Here is a 15,948-nt window from a genome sequence, read left to right on the forward strand (position 1 = left end):
GGACAGTCCGAGTAGCTCCTACGGGGGACACGGGGCGCCGGACGCCGCGAAAGGCGGGGCCGTGCACGGTGCGGCACGCGGAACGTCCGGACTTGAACCTCACGTCACGTGAGGCGGCAGCGTGGAGGGCGTCACAGAAGGGAGCGGAAGTGAGCTACTCCGTGGGACAGGTGGCCGGCTTCGCCGGAGTGACGGTGCGCACCCTGCACCACTACGACGACATCGGCCTGCTCGCCCCGAGCGCGCGCAGCCACGCGGGCCACCGGCGCTACAGCGACGCCGACCTCGACCGGCTGCAGCAGATCCTGTTCTACCGCGAGCTCGGCTTCCCGCTCGACGAGGTCGCCGTCCTGCTCGACGACCCGGACGCGGACCCGCGCGCGCACCTGCGCCGCCAGCACGAGCTGCTGACCGCCCGGATCGAGAAGCTGCGGAAGATGGCGGCGGCCGTGGAGCACGCCATGGAGGCACGCAGCATGGGCATCAACCTCACGCCCGAGGAGAAGTTCGAGGTCTTCGGCGACTTCGACCCCGACGAGCACCAGGAGGAGGTCCAGCAACGCTGGGGCGACACCGACGCCTACCGCCAGTCGCAGCAGAAGGCCGCCTCGTACACCAAGGAGGACTGGCAGCGCATCCAGAACGAGGCCGACGAGCTCACCCGGCGTTTCGTCGCCCTGATGGACGCCGGTGAGCCCGCCGACTCCGAGGCGGCCATGGACACCGCCGAGGACCACCGGCAGGGGATCGCCCGCAACCACTACGACTGCGGGTACGAGATGCACACCTGCCTGGGTGAGATGTACGTCTCGGACGAACGTTTCACGCGAAACATCGACGCGGCCAAGCCGGGCCTCGCCGCCTACATGCGCGACGCGATCCTCGCCAACGCCGTCCCGTACGCGCACACCTCGGTACCCACGTCCGCCGCCTCCGTCACGTCGAAGCGGAACGCCAGCACCGCGTTGGCCCCCCGCGCGCGTGCCTGCTCCACGAGCCGCGCCATGGCCTCGTTGCGGGTCTCGACCAGCGTCTTGGTGAGACCGCGCAGCTCACCGCCGACCAGCGACTTCAGCCCGGCACCGATCTGGCTCCCCAGGTGCCGGGAACGCACGGTCAGGCCGAAGACCTCCCCGAGCACCTCCTGCACGCGGTGGCCGGGCAGGTCGTTCGTGGTCACGACGAGCACCTCGGGCTGAGGGCTCTGGCCGCCGCCGTATTCTTCAATACCCATGGTTCTCAGGTTTCCCCGGGCCACCTCACAGTGCACCCCGAGGCGCCCCGTGGAACCTGGTACGCCACGGCTGCGTTGTAGGTTTGGGCAGTCAGGTCCCGCCCGCCTCCCCCCAGCAGCAGGAGCCACAATCCCGTGACCACGCTTGCGCTCGGCCCCGAGTGGATCAGCCCGGACTATCTGATCGAGACCTTCAGTCTGCCCGGCATCCTGCTGATCGTCTTCGCCGAGTCCGGCCTCTTCGCGTTCCTGCCCGGCGACTCGCTGCTGTTCACCGCGGGCCTCTTCGTCGCCCAGGGCGACTACATCAGCCAGCCGCTGTGGCTGGTGTGCGTCCTGATCGTGCTGGCCGCGGTCATCGGCGACCAAGTGGGCTACATGATCGGCAAGTTCTTCGGCCCCAAGCTCTTCAGCCGCCCCAACTCCAAGCTCTTCAAACAGGAGAACCTGGAGAAGGCACACGAGTTCATGGAGAAGTACGGCCCCAAGGCGATCGTCCTGGCCCGCTTCGTGCCGATCGTGCGCACCTTCGCCCCCATCGTGGCGGGCGCCGGCCGCATGCAGTACCGCACCTTCCTCACGTACAACGTCATCGGCGGCGTGGCCTGGGGCACGGGCGTCACCCTCGCGGGCTACTGGCTCGGCCAGATCGAGTTCATCCGGACCAACGTCGAGGCCATCCTCGTCCTGATCGTCCTGGTCTCGGTCGTCCCGATCGCGATCGAGTACCTCCGCGAACGCGGCAAGAAGAAGCGCGCCGCGGCCGAGCCGCAGCCGCCGGCGGCCCAGCAGCAGGCCCAGCAGTTCCAGCAGCCCCAGTACCCGGTCATGGACGACGCGACGACCCAGCTGCGCCGCGTGGACCCGTACCAGCAGCCCCAGCAGCAGACGCCGCAGCAGCCCCAGCAGCAGTACGGCCAGGGCTACGGCAACCAGAACTACGGCAACCAGGGCTACGGCAACCAGGACTACGGCCGGCAGCAGCCGTACGCCCAGCAGTACCCGCAGAACCCCGGCGGGCAGACCGGCCAGGACCCCTACAACCAGGGCTACTGACACGCGCGCCGAGGGGCGCGGGGCGGCGTCGACGTGCGGCTGCTAGAAACCCCGCGTCCGCTTGGCCGCCCGCCTGTCGGCGGCACTCGCGGCCCCCGGCACCTTCAGGAACAGCCGGGAGATCTCTCCACCGAGGTTCACCCCGATGGCGATGGCCATCGCGAGGGCCACGGCCTTCGACAGCGACAGCAGCCCCGCGTCGACCTTGCTCTGCGCGATCGCCAGCAGCCCGAAGTACGTCGCCGAACCGGGCAGCAGCGGCCCGATCGCCGCGGTCGTGTACGGCAGCGCCGACGCGAACCGGTACCGGGACATCAGCTGCCCGAACAGGCCCACCAGCCCCGCCGCGGCGGCCGTGGAGGCCACCGGTGAGATGTCGCCGGCGTAGTGCATGGCGCCGTACACGCACCAGGCGACGCCCCCGTTCAGGGTCACCGCAAGCACGGTGGACCGTTCCTGCTGGAGCAGGATCGCGAATGCCAGCGACAGCAGCATCGAGGCGAGGATCTGCACGATCGGCTGGTCGCCCGTGCCCAGCGCGGCGTCCGGGTTGAGCTTGGCGCCCAGCTGGACGCCGAAGTACAGCACCACCAGCACCCCGGCGACGATGCTGACGAAGAAGTACATGACCTCCAGCAGGCGCGCGGCGGCGGTGATGTAGAAGCCGGTCAGACCGTCCTGCACCCCCGCGACCAGCGCCCGCCCCGGCAGCAGCGCGAAGAGGCCACCGGTGATGACCGCGGACGCCTTCACGTCGACGTGCGTCAGCGTCAGCGCGATGCCCATCGCGGCCGGCGGCATCGCGGCCACCGCGAACTGGTAGAACTCGGGCAGCCCGCGGCCCGCGCACAGCCACGCCAGCCGGTCGCCGAGCATCGCGCCGAGCAGGGCGGCGACGAAGACGATCAGGTCACCGCCGACGAGCAGCGAGGCCCCGCCCGCGAGCAGTCCGCTCGCCGTGGTCAGCACCCAGGTGGGGTACGGGTGCCGGTTGCGGCGGATCTCCGCGAGGCGCCGGTAGGACTCCTCCAGCGAGATGTGCGCCTCCGGGTCGCTGAGGTCGTCCACGAGCTGGAAGACGGCCGCGAGCCGCGTGTAGTCGGTGCCCCGGCGGCGCACCGTCCGCGACGCCGTCACCGGGTCCTCCACCAGGGACGGCTGGTGGGAGATCGACAGCAGGGTGAAGGTGACGTTCGGCTCGCAGCGGTCCAGACCGTAGGAACGGCAGACGGCGAACATCGCCGCCTCCACGTCCTCGGCGCCCTCACCGCCCGCCAGCAGCAGCTCACCGATACGCAGGGTCAGGTCGAGCACGCGCGGCACGGCCGGGCCGGTGTCGTCGTCGTGCCGCTGAGGTGTCTCGGGCGCGGGCCGCTCGGCCACCGGCATGCGCAGCATCGCGCGCATCCGGTCCTGCCAGGGCACGTCCTTGGTCAGGCTCACCAGCGGGACGCCGCTCGCCGGCGTGAACGCGGTCGGCGCGGTCCACGCGCTGTACGTGCTCGGCGTACTGAACGCCGACCCCTCGCCCTCGGCGGGCGGCGACGGCGCGTCCAGCCCTTCGGGCAGCGCGAACTCCGAGGTGGTCTCCGACTCCGTAGCGGTGGGCCGGGGGACGGCCAGTCCCTGCGGGATCTCGAACTCGGACGTCGTCGACGACTCGCCCTCGGCCGGTGTCGCGATCCCGCTGGGCTGCCGGAAAGCACTGTGGGCCTCGTCCGTCTGCGGCTTGTGGTCCTCCGCCTCCGTCACTTGCGTAGCGCTCCCTGGTGCGTGCACGGCCCCCCTGTAGCCCTCAGTATGCGTACCCAAATGTGAACGGGCCGCACGCATGCGTGCGGCCCGTTCACAGAAGGGACGGGAGGGGCGCTGATCAGTGGCCGCCCTGCTCCTTGAAGCGCTTGTAGGACCGCTCGATCTCGATCTCGGCGTCGGTGCGGCCGACCCAGTTGGCGCCCTCGACGGACTTGCCGGGCTCCAGGTCCTTGTAGACCTCGAAGAAGTGCTGGATCTCCAGGCGGTCGAACTCGGACACGTGGTGGATGTCCCGCAGGTGCTCCACGCGCGGGTCGGTCGACGGGACGCACAGCAGCTTGTCGTCGCCGCCGGCCTCGTCCGTCATCCGGAACATGCCGATCGCGCGGCAGCGGATGAGGCAGCCCGGGAAGGTCGGCTCGTCCAGGATGACCAGCGCGTCCAGCGGGTCACCGTCCTCGCCGAGGGTGTTCTCGACGAAGCCGTAGTCGGTCGGGTAGGCGGTCGAGGTGAAGAGTCGACGGTCCAGGCGGATCCGACCCGTCTCATGGTCCACCTCGTACTTGTTCCGCGAACCCTTCGGGATCTCGATCGTGACGTCGAACTCCACCGGACGCTCCTCCATGATCAGCACATAGTTCTGGTGGTTAAGTGTCCCTCACGCAGGTGTGTGATCGCGAAAGGGGCTGGTGGTAGTGCCAGAGCTGAGGCCTTGGCGGGCCGCGAAGCCGCGTGTGGTGCGGGCCGCGGGCGCCGTACGTCCGCGTCTCGCACGCGCCGCGCGGGCCGCCGAACCGCGGATCGCACGGTTCGCACGGGCCACCTTGCCGCAGCTCGCCCGGATCACGAGGCCGAAGACCTGGCAGTACAGCGCCGGTGCCGCCACGGCCGGGCTGGCCCTGGCCGCCGGTGTGGTGACCGCCGCCGGCCCCTGGGACTCCACGGGTCAGCGTACGGCCGAGCGGGACCGGGCCGTCGCCCAGGCGCACACGGGTGGCGCAGATCACGATCGCGGAGCCGCGGACTCCGGTACGACGCCCGGGGCGCCCCGCCCCGCCCCCAGCGCCGGGCCCGTCCTGGCCGGCCTCGGTGGTGCCTTCGGCGGTGTGCCGGGTGGCGTCAAGGCGGCACCGGGCGGGAAGGCCCTGGGCGACGTCCTCGAGCCGCTCCTGAAGGACCCGGCGCTCGGCGCCCGCCGCGGAGCGGCCGTCGTCGACCTGACCACGGGCAAGCGCCTCTACGGCCTCGGCGCCGACGTCCCCCTCACCCCGGCCTCCACCACCAAGATCGCCACCGCCGTGGCCGCCCTCACGGCGCTCGGCCCCGATCACCGCCTCACCACCCGCACCGCCCTGGAGGCCGGCACCGGCGAACTCGTCCTGGTCGGCGGCGGTGACCCCACCCTCACCGCGCGCAAGGAGGCCCGAGGCCTCGCGAGCCTGCGCACCCTCGCCGACAAGACCGCCGCGGCCCTGAAGAAGCGGAACGTGCGCAAGGTGACGCTGTCGTACGACACGACGCTCTACTCCGGTGCCGAAATGCACCCGATCGGGGTCAACGAGAACCTCGCCCGCGTCACCGCCCTGATGGCCGACGAGGCCCGCACGGACGACTCCACCAGCGGCCCGGCCCTCCGCGCGGCGGACCCGGCGGCGGACGCGGCCGACGCCTTCGCCGGCTTCCTCCAGGAGCACGGCATCACCGCATCGGCCGCAGGCCCCTCCAAGGCCACCGACCGCGCCGACACCCTCGCCACCGTCTCCTCGCCCCCGCTGACCGCACTGGTCGAGCGGATGCTGACCAACAGCGACAACGACCTCGCCGAGGCCCTGGCCCGCCACACCGCCGTGGCCACCGGCGAACCCGCCGACTTCGACGGCGTCTCCGCCGCCGTCACGGCCCGCCTGAAGCAACTGGGCCTGCCCGTGCGCGGCGCCCGCTTCCACGACGGCAGCGGCCTGGACCGCACCGACCGGATCACCGCCGACCTGCTCACCGCCCTGCTCGCCAAGGCCGCCGACCCGGCACGCCCCGAGCTGCGCCCCGTCCTCACCGGCCTCCCCGTCGCCGGTTTCACCGGCACCCTGGCCGGCCGCTACACGGACGGCGCGGCCGGCGTCGTCCGCGCCAAGACCGGCACCCTGACGGGCGTCAACACCCTCGCCGGCACCGTGGTCACCGCCGACGGCCGCCTCCTGGGCTTCGCCTTCCTGACCCACGACACGACCGACGCGTGGGCGGCCCAGACGGCCCTGGACGAAGCGGCGACAGAACTGGCGGCGTGCGGCTGCGCCTAGCCGCGCCGCGCCTCCGGTCCCGCCCCGCCGTGGGCAGCCTCGGCGGGGCGGTCGTCCGGCGGGGCCACGGGGGCACCTTCCCTCACGGCCCACCCCACCGCCCCGCACAGCCTGCCCCGAGTGGCGGCGCTCACGTACCGTTGAGGGATGACGAGCATCGGCGCATCTTCCGGCATGGTCGACTGGAATCTCGCGGTGGCGACCGCCACCCGGCTCGTACGGCCGGGCCCCGAGGTGAGCCGCGACGAGGCCAGGGCCGTCGTCGCGGAACTTCGCCGCCACGCCAAGGCCTCGGAGGAACACGTCCGGGGCTTCACTCGTATGGCCACCGACGAGACCCACGACACCCCCGTCCTCGTCGTCGACCGCCCGGGCTGGGTCCGGGCGAACGTCGCCGGGTTCCGGGAGCTCCTCAAGCCCCTGCTGGAGAAGATGCAGGAGCGGCGCGGCGGCACCCCCGGCGGCGCGGTCCTCGGCGCCGTCGGCGGCAAGGTCACCGGCGTGGAGCTCGGCATGCTGCTGTCGTTCCTGTCCTCCCGCGTCCTCGGCCAGTACGAGACGTTCGCCCCGGCCACCCGCGAACTCCCCGCCGGGGCCAACGGCGGCGGCCGCCTCCTGCTCGTCGCGCCGAACATCGTGCACGTGGAGCGGGAACTCGACGTCGAGCCCCACGACTTCCGGCTGTGGGTGTGCCTGCACGAGGAGACGCACCGCACGCAGTTCACCGCGGTGCCCTGGCTGCGCGACCACCTCGAGGGCGAGATCCAGTCGTTCCTCGCGGAGACCGACGTCGACCCCATGACCGTGCTGGAGCGTGTCCGCGAGGCCGCCCAGACCCTCGCCGGGGGCCGGCCCGAGGGGGAGGAGGACGACGGCGGCCGCTCGCTCGTCGAACTGGTGCAGACTCCGGCCCAGCGGGAGGTCCTCAGCCGGCTCACCGCCGTGATGTCGCTGCTGGAGGGGCACGCCGACTTCGTGATGGACGGCGTCGGCCCGGCGGTCGTGCCGAGCGTCGGGGAGATCCGCGAGAAGTTCCAGCAGCGCCGCGCCAAGGGCGCCTCCCGCCTCGACCTGGCGCTGCGCAAGCTGCTCGGCCTGGACGCCAAGCTCCGCCAGTACCGGGACGGGGAACGCTTCGTACGAGCCGTCGTCGAAGAGTGCGGTGTCGACGGTTTCAACCGCGTCTGGACCTCGCCCAACACGCTCCCCACCAAGTCGGAGATCGCCAAACCGGCGGACTGGATCGCGCGGGTGCACCGCAAGCCGGAGTCGTGAGCCCCGCGGGCGGGTGTGAACGAATCTGGCCGACGGCAGGCAAAACGCCCCTCCAATCACCCGTCCGAGGGACCGTGGGGCTTCCGCTGGCGTGCGATGCTCAGGGAACGGCCCGTTTCTGTCACCATCTACACACTCTGTGTGACCGAACCTCGGGCTCACCCCCGAAACTTCATGAAGGGCACCGGACATGGGTCCCCATCCTGCGGTCGCGGCGATACGCCTGGCGGTCCGCCGCGTCCTCCACGACATCCTCACCGAACTGAACACCGCGACCGGCGTCCCCGCCTCGACGGTCGCCGAACGAACGCCCGAACGCCCGCCCGCACCGCTCGTGCTCGTGGCGTGCTCCGGCGGCGCCGACTCCATGGCGCTCGCCTCCGCCCTCGCCTTCGAAGCCCCCCGGCTCGGCGTCCGCGCCGGCGGCGTCACCGTCGACCACGGCCTGCAGAACGGCTCCGACCTGCGCGCCGAAGAGGTCGTCCTGCGCCTGCGCGAACTCGGCCTGGACCCCGTCGAGGCCACCACCGTGACCGTCGGCCGCGCGGGAGGGCCCGAAGCCGCCGCCCGCGACGCCCGCTACGCCGCCCTGGACGCCGCCGCCGCCCGACACGGCGCCGCCGCGGTCCTGCTCGGCCACACCCGCGACGACCAGGCCGAGACCGTCCTGCTGGGCCTCGCCCGAGGCTCCGGCATCCGCTCCCTGTCGGGCATGGCCGCGGTCTCGGGGGCCGGCGGCCGTTACCGGCGCCCCTTCCTCCAGGTCGACCGGCAGACCGCCCGCAAGGCCTGCATGGTCCAGTCCCTCCCCGTCTGGGACGACCCGCACAACGCCGACCCGGCGTACACCCGCTCCCGGCTGCGCCACGAGGGCCTGCCCGCCCTGGAGAAGGCGCTCGGCAAGGGCGTCGTCGAGGCCCTCGCCCGTACGGCCCAGCTCTCCCGGGACGACGCCGACGCCCTCGACACCTGGGCCCGCCAGGCCGAGGCCGGCGTCCGCGACGCCACCGGCGTACTGGAATGCGCCAAGCTCTACGCCCTCCCACCCGCCGTACGCCGTCGGATCCTGCGCCGCGCCGCCATCGAGGCCGGTGCTCCGGCCGGCGCGCTGTTCGCCCGCCACATCGAGGAAGTCGACCGGCTGATCACCGGCTGGCGCGGTCAGGGGGCCATCAACCTCCCCGGCAAAGTCGTGGCTCGCCGCCAGGGTGGCAGACTGGTGATTCGGCAAGGCTGAATCCGGACCCTCCCACCGACCCGCCCACGGGTCGCCGGAGCGCTCCGGAGTGGCAGGCGGGACGACCGAAAGTGATGCGGGTGGACGCGAACGACATGGGTGCCGACCTCGAGAAGGTACTCATCACCAAGGAAGAGATCGACGCGAAGCTGGCCGAGCTGGCCGCGAAGATCGACGCGGAGTACGCGGGCAAGGACCTGCTCATCGTCGGTGTGCTCAAGGGCGCCGTGATGGTCATGGCGGACCTCGCGCGCACCCTGTCCACCCCCGTCACCATGGACTGGATGGCGGTGTCCTCGTACGGCGCGGGCACCCAGTCCTCCGGCGTGGTGCGGATCCTCAAGGACCTCGACACCGACATCAAGGGCAAGCACGTCCTGATCGTCGAGGACATCATCGACTCCGGCCTGACCCTGTCCTGGCTGATCTCCAACCTCGGCTCGCGCGAGCCCGCCTCGCTGAAGGTGTGCACCCTGCTGCGCAAGCCCGACGCGGCGAAGGTCGCCATCGACGTGGAATGGGTCGGTTTCGACATCCCCAACGAGTTCGTCGTCGGCTACGGCCTCGACTACGCCGAGAAGTACCGCAACCTGCCCTTCGTCGGTACGCTCGCGCCTCACGTGTACGGCGGCTGACGCACCTCTGTAGCGCGTCTCACGGCGTTTCGCGGGGCCGACCGGGAACCCCTGGGGCCCCCACGCCGTTGGAGCATGCAGACGGGACGCCAGCGGTCCTGTGCGGCTGAGGGCCGCCGGGCTGGGGTACCGTCAGAAGAACTGTCTTATCAAACTCACTATGGCAGGAGGGACGGGGCGGCACCGCTCCGTGTGGATGGACGTGAAGCGATACTTCCGTGGGCCGGTCATGTGGATCGTGCTGGCCGTCCTTGCCGTGGTCGTGTTGATGCAGGTCGTCGGCTCGTCCGGCGGCTACAAGACGGTGGACACTGGCCAGGTCGTCCAGGCGATCAACGACAACAGGGTCGAGTCGGCCAAGCTGACCACCGGTGACGAGCAGACCGTCAAGGTCGAGCTCAAGGACGGCGAAAAGGTCGAGGGCAGCTCGAAGATCCAGGCGAGCTACATCGGCGACCAGGGCGTGACCCTCGCCAGCACACTTCAGAACAAGTACCAGGACAAGCAGATCCCCGACGGCTACACCGTGTCGCCGTCGAAGCAGAACCCGTTCGTCGGGATTCTGCTCTCCCTGCTGCCGTTCGTCCTGATCGTGGTCGTCTTCCTGTTCCTGATGAATCAGATGCAGGGCGGCGGCTCCCGGGTCATGAACTTCGGCAAGTCCAAGGCCAAGCTCATCACCAAGGACACCCCGAAGACGACGTTCTCGGACGTCGCCGGCTCGGACGAGGCCGTCGAGGAACTCCACGAGATCAAGGAGTTCCTGCAGGAGCCGGCCAAGTTCCAGGCCGTCGGCGCCAAGATCCCCAAGGGCGTGCTGCTGTACGGCCCGCCCGGTACCGGCAAGACCCTGCTCGCGCGTGCCGTCGCGGGCGAGGCGGGTGTGCCGTTCTACTCGATCTCCGGTTCCGACTTCGTCGAGATGTTCGTCGGTGTCGGTGCCTCCCGGGTCCGTGACCTGTTCGAGCAGGCCAAGGCGAACGCTCCCGCCATCGTCTTCGTCGACGAGATCGACGCGGTCGGCCGCCACCGCGGCGCCGGCCTCGGCGGTGGTCACGACGAGCGCGAGCAGACCCTGAACCAGCTGCTCGTCGAGATGGACGGCTTCGACGTCAAGGGCGGCGTGATCCTCATCGCCGCGACGAACCGTCCGGACATCCTCGACCCGGCGCTGCTGCGCCCCGGCCGCTTCGACCGGCAGATCGCCGTCGACCGCCCGGACATGCAGGGCCGTCTGGAGATCCTCAAGGTCCACCAGAAGGGCAAGCCGGTCGCTCAGGACGTCGACCTGTCGGCCGTCGCCCGCCGCACGCCCGGCATGACCGGTGCCGATCTGGCCAACGTGCTGAACGAGGCCGCCCTGCTGACGGCCCGCAGTGACCAGAAGCTGATCGACAACCACATGCTGGACGAGGCGATCGACCGTGTGGTCGCGGGCCCGCAAAAGCGGACCCGGATCATGTCGGACAAGGAGAAGAAGATCACCGCGTACCACGAGGGCGGACACGCCCTGGTCGCGGCGGCCTCACCGAACTCCGACCCGGTCCACAAGATCACCATCCTCTCCCGGGGCCGGGCCCTCGGCTACACGATGGTGCTCCCGGACGAGGACAAGTACTCGACCACGCGCAACGAGATGCTCGACCAGCTCGCCTACATGCTGGGTGGCCGCGCGGCCGAGGAACTGGTCTTCCACGACCCGACGACGGGCGCCGCCAACGACATCGAGAAGGCCACCGGCCTGGCTCGTGCGATGGTCACGCAGTACGGCATGACCGAGCGCCTCGGTGCGATCAAGTTCGGCGGCGACAACACCGAGCCGTTCCTCGGGCGCGAGATGGCCCACCAGCGCGACTACTCGGAAGAGGTCGCCGCGCTGGTCGACGAAGAGGTCAAGAAGCTCATCGAGACGGCGCACAACGAGGCCTGGGAGATCCTGGTCGAGAACCGCGACGTCCTCGACAACCTCGTCCTCGCCCTGCTGGAGAAGGAGACGCTCGGCAAGGAGGAGATCGCCGAGATCTTCTCCCAGATCGTCAAGCGCCCGGCCCGGCCCGCCTGGACCGGCTCCTCCCGCCGTACGCCGTCCACCCGTCCGCCGGTGCTCTCCCCGAAGGAGCTCGCACTGACGAACGGAGCGAACGGCGCCACGGCGGCGATCTCCACCGCCAAGAGCACCACGGCGGAGCCCGCCCCGACACCGGAACGAGCCCCGGAGGACCGCCCGGAGAGCTGATCCAGCCCCTCCCGGCGGCCCCACCAGGCCCGGAATGTAAGCCGCGCCCCCCAGGTTCTAGCCTTGGGGGGCGCGGCGTTTTTCGTATGCCGAGTGCAGACAGGACAGGAACGAGGCACCAGATGACCGACCCCGTGACGCTGGACGGCGAGGGCCAGATCGGCGAGTTCGACGAGAAGCGGGCCGAGAACGCCGTACGCGAACTGCTCATCGCGGTCGGCGAGGACCCGGACCGCGAGGGCCTGAGGGAGACGCCAGGGCGGGTGGCGCGGGCGTACAAGGAGATATTCGCAGGCCTGTGGCAGCAGCCGGAGGACGTGCTGACGACGACCTTCGACCTCGGGCACGACGAGATGGTCCTGGTGAAGGACATCGAGGTGTTCTCGACCTGCGAGCACCACTTGGTGCCGTTCCGTGGGGTGGCGCACGTCGGCTACATCCCGTCCACCAGCGGAAAGATCACCGGCCTGTCCAAGCTCGCCCGCCTCGTGGACGTCTACGCGCGCCGTCCGCAGGTGCAGGAACGTCTCACCACGCAGATCGCGGACTCCCTGATGGAGATCCTCGAGCCCCGGGGTGTGATCGTCGTGGTCGAGTGCGAGCACATGTGCATGTCGATGCGCGGGATTCGCAAGCCCGGCGCGAAGACCCTCACGTCGGCGGTGCGCGGACAGCTGCGCGACGTCGCCACGCGCAACGAGGCGATGAGCCTGATCATGGCGCGCTGACGCGCGTCGGGGCAGGCCGGCGGGTCTGGCGCCGCTGGTGGGACTGCGGTGCCGGTGGGGTCGCGGTGCAGGTGGCCGGTGGGCCTGTGGTGTTGATGCCGGGTGAAGCGGGGCGCGGGCCGCCTGGTGGGGTGTTCACGGGCGTCGGCGCGGTGGTGGGTCACGCCGCCGACGCGGCGCCCGGGTGGTCGTCGTCCTCGTCCTCCGGGAGCTTGCAGACCCGCTCCATGAAGACCGCGGCCGCTATGACGGCGATGCCCGCCACGACCGAGAAGCCGGCGTAGATGGCCTGGTCGCGGCGGGCCGGGACGTCGAGGTACTCCAGGAGGAAGGCGCCCGTGCCGCCGTACATGCCGGAGACGAGGGCGGCCACCAGAGCGCTGGCCTGGCCGAAGACGACCGCGCGGGCCGCCATGATCGGGTCGACGCCCTTGGCGCCCTGGACGCGGTCCCGCTGGGCCTTCAGGCGGGCGCGGATCGAGAGCGCCGTGGCCAGGAGGATCACGGCGATCAGGGCGAGGACGACCGGGGCGGCCAGAGGGACGCTCGGGAGGCTCCCGATCGAGTTCCACAGGCGGGCGCCCGCCCAGGACAGGATTCCGGCGACGACGAACACGCCGGCCAGCACCCTGATGCGCAACTCTTTCACGGTGTCCCGTGTCCCTTCGGTCCCCTGCGTGGTCGTCTGACCTTGTCGACCTTAACGACTACTCGGGCAGCCGCAGTTCCAGGTCGGCACGGGGCGCGACGCCGGCCCGGGTGACGGTGGCCAGGAGATCGCCGACCGGGCCGTGTCCCGGCAGCTGGGCGTCGGGGTCCACGTCGTGCCAGGGGGCGAGGACGAAGGCGCGTTCGTGGGCGCGCGGGTGGGGCAGGGTGAGCTGCGGGTCGTCGGAGACGACGTCGGCGTAGGCGACGATGTCGACGTCGAGGGTGCGCGGGCCCCAGCGCTCGTCGCGGACGCGGTGGAAGGCCTCCTCGACCGCGTGTGCCCGCTCCAGGAGGGAGGACGGGGGCAGGGTGGTCTTCAGGATCACGACCGCGTTGAAGTACGACGGCTGGCTGCCGGGGTCCACGCCCCACGGCTCCGTCTCGTACACCGGCGAGACCCCCTTGACGCGCACGCCCGGGGTGTCCTCCAGGGCGTCGATGGCGCCCTGGAGGGTCTCCAGGCGGTTGCCGAGGTTGGCGCCGAGGGCGATCACGGCGCGCTTGGGGTTGGACAGCGTGGTGTCGGCGGCGTCGACCTGCTCGATGACGGAGGCGGGCACCGGCTGAACGGTCGGGTCGCTGGGACCCTTGGCGAAGGGGGTGCTCATACACGGCTCCGGATGATGGTGACGGTCACGTCGTCGAAGGGGACGGTGATCGGCGCGTCCGGCTTGTGGACGCAGACCTCGACCTCCTCGACCCCTTCGTGCTTGAGGCAGACCTGGGCGATGCGCTCGGCGAGTGTCTCGACCAGGTTGACGGGCTCGCCCTCGACCACGGCCACGACCTCCTCGGCCACGATGCCGTAGTGCACGGTCTTCGCCAGGTCGTCGTCGGCCGCGGCCGGACGGGTGTCCAGGCCAAGGACGATGTCCACGAGGAAGGTCTGGCCGTCCTCGCGCTCCCTGGGGAACACACCGTGGTGCCCGCGGGCCTTAAGGCCGCGCAGCGCGACACGATCCACGCGAATCACTCCTGCAGTCGTCGGTCTCGGCCGGTCCGTACCACGTGCGGGCGGTACGTCGGTCTCAGTCGAATCTACCCGTGGGCACCGACAGTGCCGGGCCACGGGTCGTGTGGGTCCGGGTGGCGGCCGGGAGGTTTCACCGGGAGTTTCCCCTGGCGGCCCCGGCTGATCACGGGTTGGTAGCCGCCCATACCCGGCGGGCCGTGATTCCAACCACTTCTTGGTCCTCCGGGGCGGGGACGTGTCTCGGGGGTGCCCTCGGGGAGGTGGGCCAGGGGTGTGCGTCAGGGATGTGCGTCAGGGGGTGTGTCCCGGCCCTCCTCGTCGTTCTCCTCCGTCAGTACGGGCGAGGCGTGGTGCGACCAGAGCTTCCAGCCGGACGGTGTGCGGCGGAACGTGTTGGTGGCGACCACGAGCTGTCCGACGAGCGGGCCGAGCTCGTCGTCGCCCTCGGGGGCGGGGCCGCCGCTGAGGATGTTCTCGGTGCAGGTCACCAGGGCGGTGTCGCCGGTCACGGAGACGTGCACGTCGGTGAGGAAGAACTGGATGTAGTCGGTGTTGGCCATGATCAGCGCGTACGACCTCAGAACCTCGCCGCGACCGGTGAGGACCGGCCAGCCGGGGTGCACGCAGGAGACCACGCCGACGTCGGCCGGGTCGTGGTACGACTCGTCGACGCCCAGGTCGGAGGGGGTCAGCCAGAGTGCCGACACCTGCTCGAAGTCGCCCTGCTCCAGTGCCTCGTAGAAGGCGGTGTTGGCGGCCTCGACCTGTTCGACGTCGAGGTGAGGTGCGTTCACCGGACTCCTTCCGGGCCCTTGGCGGCCGTCCGGGCCCCCTCGACGGCGCGTGCGACCCGTACGGCGTCCGCCGTGGCGCGTACCTCGTGCACGCGAACGGCCCACGCTCCGGCGTGCGCCGCGAGTGCGGAGACGGCGGCGGTGGCCGCGTCGCGTTCGCGTGCGGGCGGCGGGGCGGCCTCCGGTCCGGCGAGCACCCGGCCCAGGAACCGCTTGCGGGAGGCGGCGACGAGCAGTGGGTGGCCGAGGGTCAGCAGGCGGTCGAGGTGGGCCAGGAGGACGAGGTCGTGCTCGGCGTCCTTGGAGAAGCCGAGGCCGGGGTCCACGACGATGCGGTCGGGGGCGATGCCGCCCTCGAGAACGGCCTCCACGCGTGCGTGCAGCTCGTCCATGACCTCGGTCACGACGTCGTCGTAGACGCCCTTGACGTTGCCCGCCTCCAGGAGGCCGCGCCAGTGCATGACGACGAAGGGGGCGTCGGCGTCGGCGACGACCGGGATCATCCGGGGGTCGGAGAGGCCGCCGCTGACGTCGTTGACGAGGGCGGCGCCGGCCGCGAGGGCCTGCTCGGCGACGGAGGCGCGCATGGTGTCGACGGAGATGGTGACGCCCTCGGAGGCCAGACCGCGGACGACCGGGACGACCCGGCGGAGTTCCTCGTCCTCGTCGACGCGGGTGGCGCCGGGGCGGGTGGACTCGCCGCCGACGTCCACCAGGTCGGCGCCCTCGGCGACCAGGTCCAGGCCGTGCTTGATGGCGGCTGTGGTGTCGAAGAAGCGGCCGCCGTCGGAAAAGGAGTCGGGGGTCACGTTGACGACCCCCATGACCGCGCAGCGGTCCCATGCGGTCAGTCCCGCCAGGTGGCGGCGGCCGGTCTGCTTGCTCATGTGTTCAGCGTAGGCCCAGGGGGCGGGGTGCCTGCGGCGGCCTGTGGCGGGTTGGGTGCGGGGTGCGGGGTGCGCGTGGGGTGGGGTGGTGGGTCGGGGGGGGGGGGGGGGGGGGGGGGGGGGGGGGGGG

Annotated in this window: 15 protein-coding genes and 1 pseudogene; 8 read left to right on the forward strand and 8 right to left on the reverse strand. The window is 71.2% G+C overall.

Translation table 11 applies throughout. The annotated features are described in order from the left end of the window. Positions 1–149: 149 nt before the first annotated feature. Positions 150–896: pseudogene (locus RM812_RS35695) on the forward strand (MerR family transcriptional regulator); the annotation flags it as partial. Here the strand turns inward: RM812_RS35695 and RM812_RS35700 are convergent. After that, positions 863–1,234 (reverse strand): YbjQ family protein, encoded by a 372-nt coding sequence (locus RM812_RS35700; RefSeq protein WP_311582977.1) that lies wholly within the window; start codon positions 1,232–1,234, stop codon positions 863–865. The pseudogene RM812_RS35695 and the gene RM812_RS35700 sit on opposite strands and share 34 nt — an antisense overlap. Positions 1,235–1,369: 135 nt before the next feature. On the opposite strand from RM812_RS35700, the gene RM812_RS35705 reads away from it, so the two are divergent. Continuing rightward, entirely contained in the window at positions 1,370–2,290 is a 921-nt protein-coding gene (locus RM812_RS35705) for a DedA family protein (RefSeq protein ID WP_311582938.1), read from the forward strand. Positions 2,291–2,332: 42 nt separating this feature from the next. Here RM812_RS35705 and RM812_RS35710 read toward each other — a convergent pair whose 3' ends face one another. Continuing rightward, on the reverse strand, positions 2,333–4,042 hold the full coding sequence (locus RM812_RS35710) for a threonine/serine exporter family protein (RefSeq protein WP_311582941.1): 1,710 nt from the start codon (positions 4,040–4,042) through the stop codon (positions 2,333–2,335). A 121-nt stretch (positions 4,043–4,163) separates the two neighbouring features. Next, the gene (locus tag RM812_RS35715) at positions 4,164–4,655 is read right to left on the reverse strand and encodes an inorganic diphosphatase (RefSeq protein WP_064731883.1); all 492 of its coding nucleotides are present in this window, start codon (positions 4,653–4,655) and stop codon (positions 4,164–4,166) included. Positions 4,656–4,734: 79 nt separating this feature from the next. Here RM812_RS35715 and dacB point away from each other — a divergent pair, with 79 nt between their 5' ends. From dacB to folE, 6 genes are all read left to right on the forward strand, one after another. Further along, positions 4,735–6,342, forward strand: a complete 1,608-nt coding sequence (dacB, locus tag RM812_RS35720) for a D-alanyl-D-alanine carboxypeptidase/D-alanyl-D-alanine endopeptidase (RefSeq protein ID WP_311582948.1) — start codon at positions 4,735–4,737, stop codon at positions 6,340–6,342. 147 nt (positions 6,343–6,489) lie between these two features. Beyond that, positions 6,490–7,617: a zinc-dependent metalloprotease gene (locus RM812_RS35725; RefSeq protein WP_311582950.1), complete on the forward strand. Its 1,128-nt coding sequence runs from the start codon at positions 6,490–6,492 to the stop codon at positions 7,615–7,617. Positions 7,618–7,807: 190 nt separating this feature from the next. Then, positions 7,808–8,854: a tRNA lysidine(34) synthetase TilS gene (gene tilS / locus RM812_RS35730; RefSeq protein WP_311582953.1), complete on the forward strand. Its 1,047-nt coding sequence runs from the start codon at positions 7,808–7,810 to the stop codon at positions 8,852–8,854. Positions 8,855–8,928: 74 nt separating this feature from the next. Then, on the forward strand, positions 8,929–9,489 hold the full coding sequence (gene hpt, locus RM812_RS35735; RefSeq protein ID WP_019329873.1) for a hypoxanthine phosphoribosyltransferase: 561 nt from the start codon (positions 8,929–8,931) through the stop codon (positions 9,487–9,489). 196 nt (positions 9,490–9,685) lie between these two features. Further along, positions 9,686–11,725 (forward strand): ATP-dependent zinc metalloprotease FtsH, encoded by a 2,040-nt coding sequence (gene ftsH / locus RM812_RS35740; protein ID WP_311582980.1) that lies wholly within the window; start codon positions 9,686–9,688, stop codon positions 11,723–11,725. 122 nt (positions 11,726–11,847) lie between these two features. Next, positions 11,848–12,453, forward strand: a complete 606-nt coding sequence (gene folE / locus RM812_RS35745; RefSeq protein ID WP_102929798.1) for a GTP cyclohydrolase I FolE — start codon at positions 11,848–11,850, stop codon at positions 12,451–12,453. 160 nt (positions 12,454–12,613) lie between these two features. On the opposite strand, the gene RM812_RS35750 is transcribed toward folE, so the two are convergent. The 5 genes from RM812_RS35750 to folP form a co-directional block, all read right to left on the reverse strand. Beyond that, positions 12,614–13,102, reverse strand: a complete 489-nt coding sequence (locus RM812_RS35750) for a DUF3180 domain-containing protein (RefSeq protein ID WP_311582964.1) — start codon at positions 13,100–13,102, stop codon at positions 12,614–12,616. A gap of 58 nt (positions 13,103–13,160) precedes the next feature. Next, the gene (folK, locus tag RM812_RS35755; RefSeq protein WP_311582966.1) at positions 13,161–13,772 is read right to left on the reverse strand and encodes a 2-amino-4-hydroxy-6-hydroxymethyldihydropteridine diphosphokinase; all 612 of its coding nucleotides are present in this window, start codon (positions 13,770–13,772) and stop codon (positions 13,161–13,163) included. Then, the gene (gene folB / locus RM812_RS35760) at positions 13,769–14,128 is read right to left on the reverse strand and encodes a dihydroneopterin aldolase (RefSeq protein ID WP_100047154.1); all 360 of its coding nucleotides are present in this window, start codon (positions 14,126–14,128) and stop codon (positions 13,769–13,771) included. Before folB ends, folK begins: the two co-directional genes overlap by 4 nt. A gap of 287 nt (positions 14,129–14,415) precedes the next feature. Continuing rightward, entirely contained in the window at positions 14,416–14,931 is a 516-nt protein-coding gene (locus RM812_RS35765; RefSeq protein WP_311582970.1) for a nuclear transport factor 2 family protein, read from the reverse strand. Beyond that, positions 14,928–15,818 (reverse strand): dihydropteroate synthase, encoded by an 891-nt coding sequence (gene folP / locus RM812_RS35770; protein WP_311582973.1) that lies wholly within the window; start codon positions 15,816–15,818, stop codon positions 14,928–14,930. Before folP ends, RM812_RS35765 begins: the two co-directional genes overlap by 4 nt. Between the last annotated feature and the right edge of the window lie 130 nt (positions 15,819–15,948).

This window comes from Streptomyces lancefieldiae (assembly GCF_031845825.1).
In the GTDB taxonomy this organism is placed as follows: domain Bacteria; phylum Actinomycetota; class Actinomycetes; order Streptomycetales; family Streptomycetaceae; genus Streptomyces; species Streptomyces lancefieldiae.

Bases quoted from the DNA above. Each gene is read 5' to 3' on its own strand.
- RM812_RS35700 (WP_311582977.1), bottom strand. From the start codon at position 1,234: ATGGGTATTGAAGAATACGGCGGCGGCCAGAGCCCTCAGCCCGAGGTG.
- RM812_RS35725 (WP_311582950.1), top strand. From the start codon at position 6,490: ATGACGAGCATCGGCGCATCTTCCGGCATGGTCGACTGGAATCTCGCG.
- tilS (WP_311582953.1), top strand. From the start codon at position 7,808: ATGGGTCCCCATCCTGCGGTCGCGGCGATACGCCTGGCGGTCCGCCGC.
- hpt (WP_019329873.1), top strand. From the start codon at position 8,929: ATGCGGGTGGACGCGAACGACATGGGTGCCGACCTCGAGAAGGTACTC.
- ftsH (WP_311582980.1), top strand. From the start codon at position 9,686: ATGGACGTGAAGCGATACTTCCGTGGGCCGGTCATGTGGATCGTGCTG.
- folE (WP_102929798.1), top strand. From the start codon at position 11,848: ATGACCGACCCCGTGACGCTGGACGGCGAGGGCCAGATCGGCGAGTTC.
- folK (WP_311582966.1), bottom strand. From the start codon at position 13,772: ATGAGCACCCCCTTCGCCAAGGGTCCCAGCGACCCGACCGTTCAGCCG.
- folP (WP_311582973.1), bottom strand. From the start codon at position 15,818: ATGAGCAAGCAGACCGGCCGCCGCCACCTGGCGGGACTGACCGCATGG.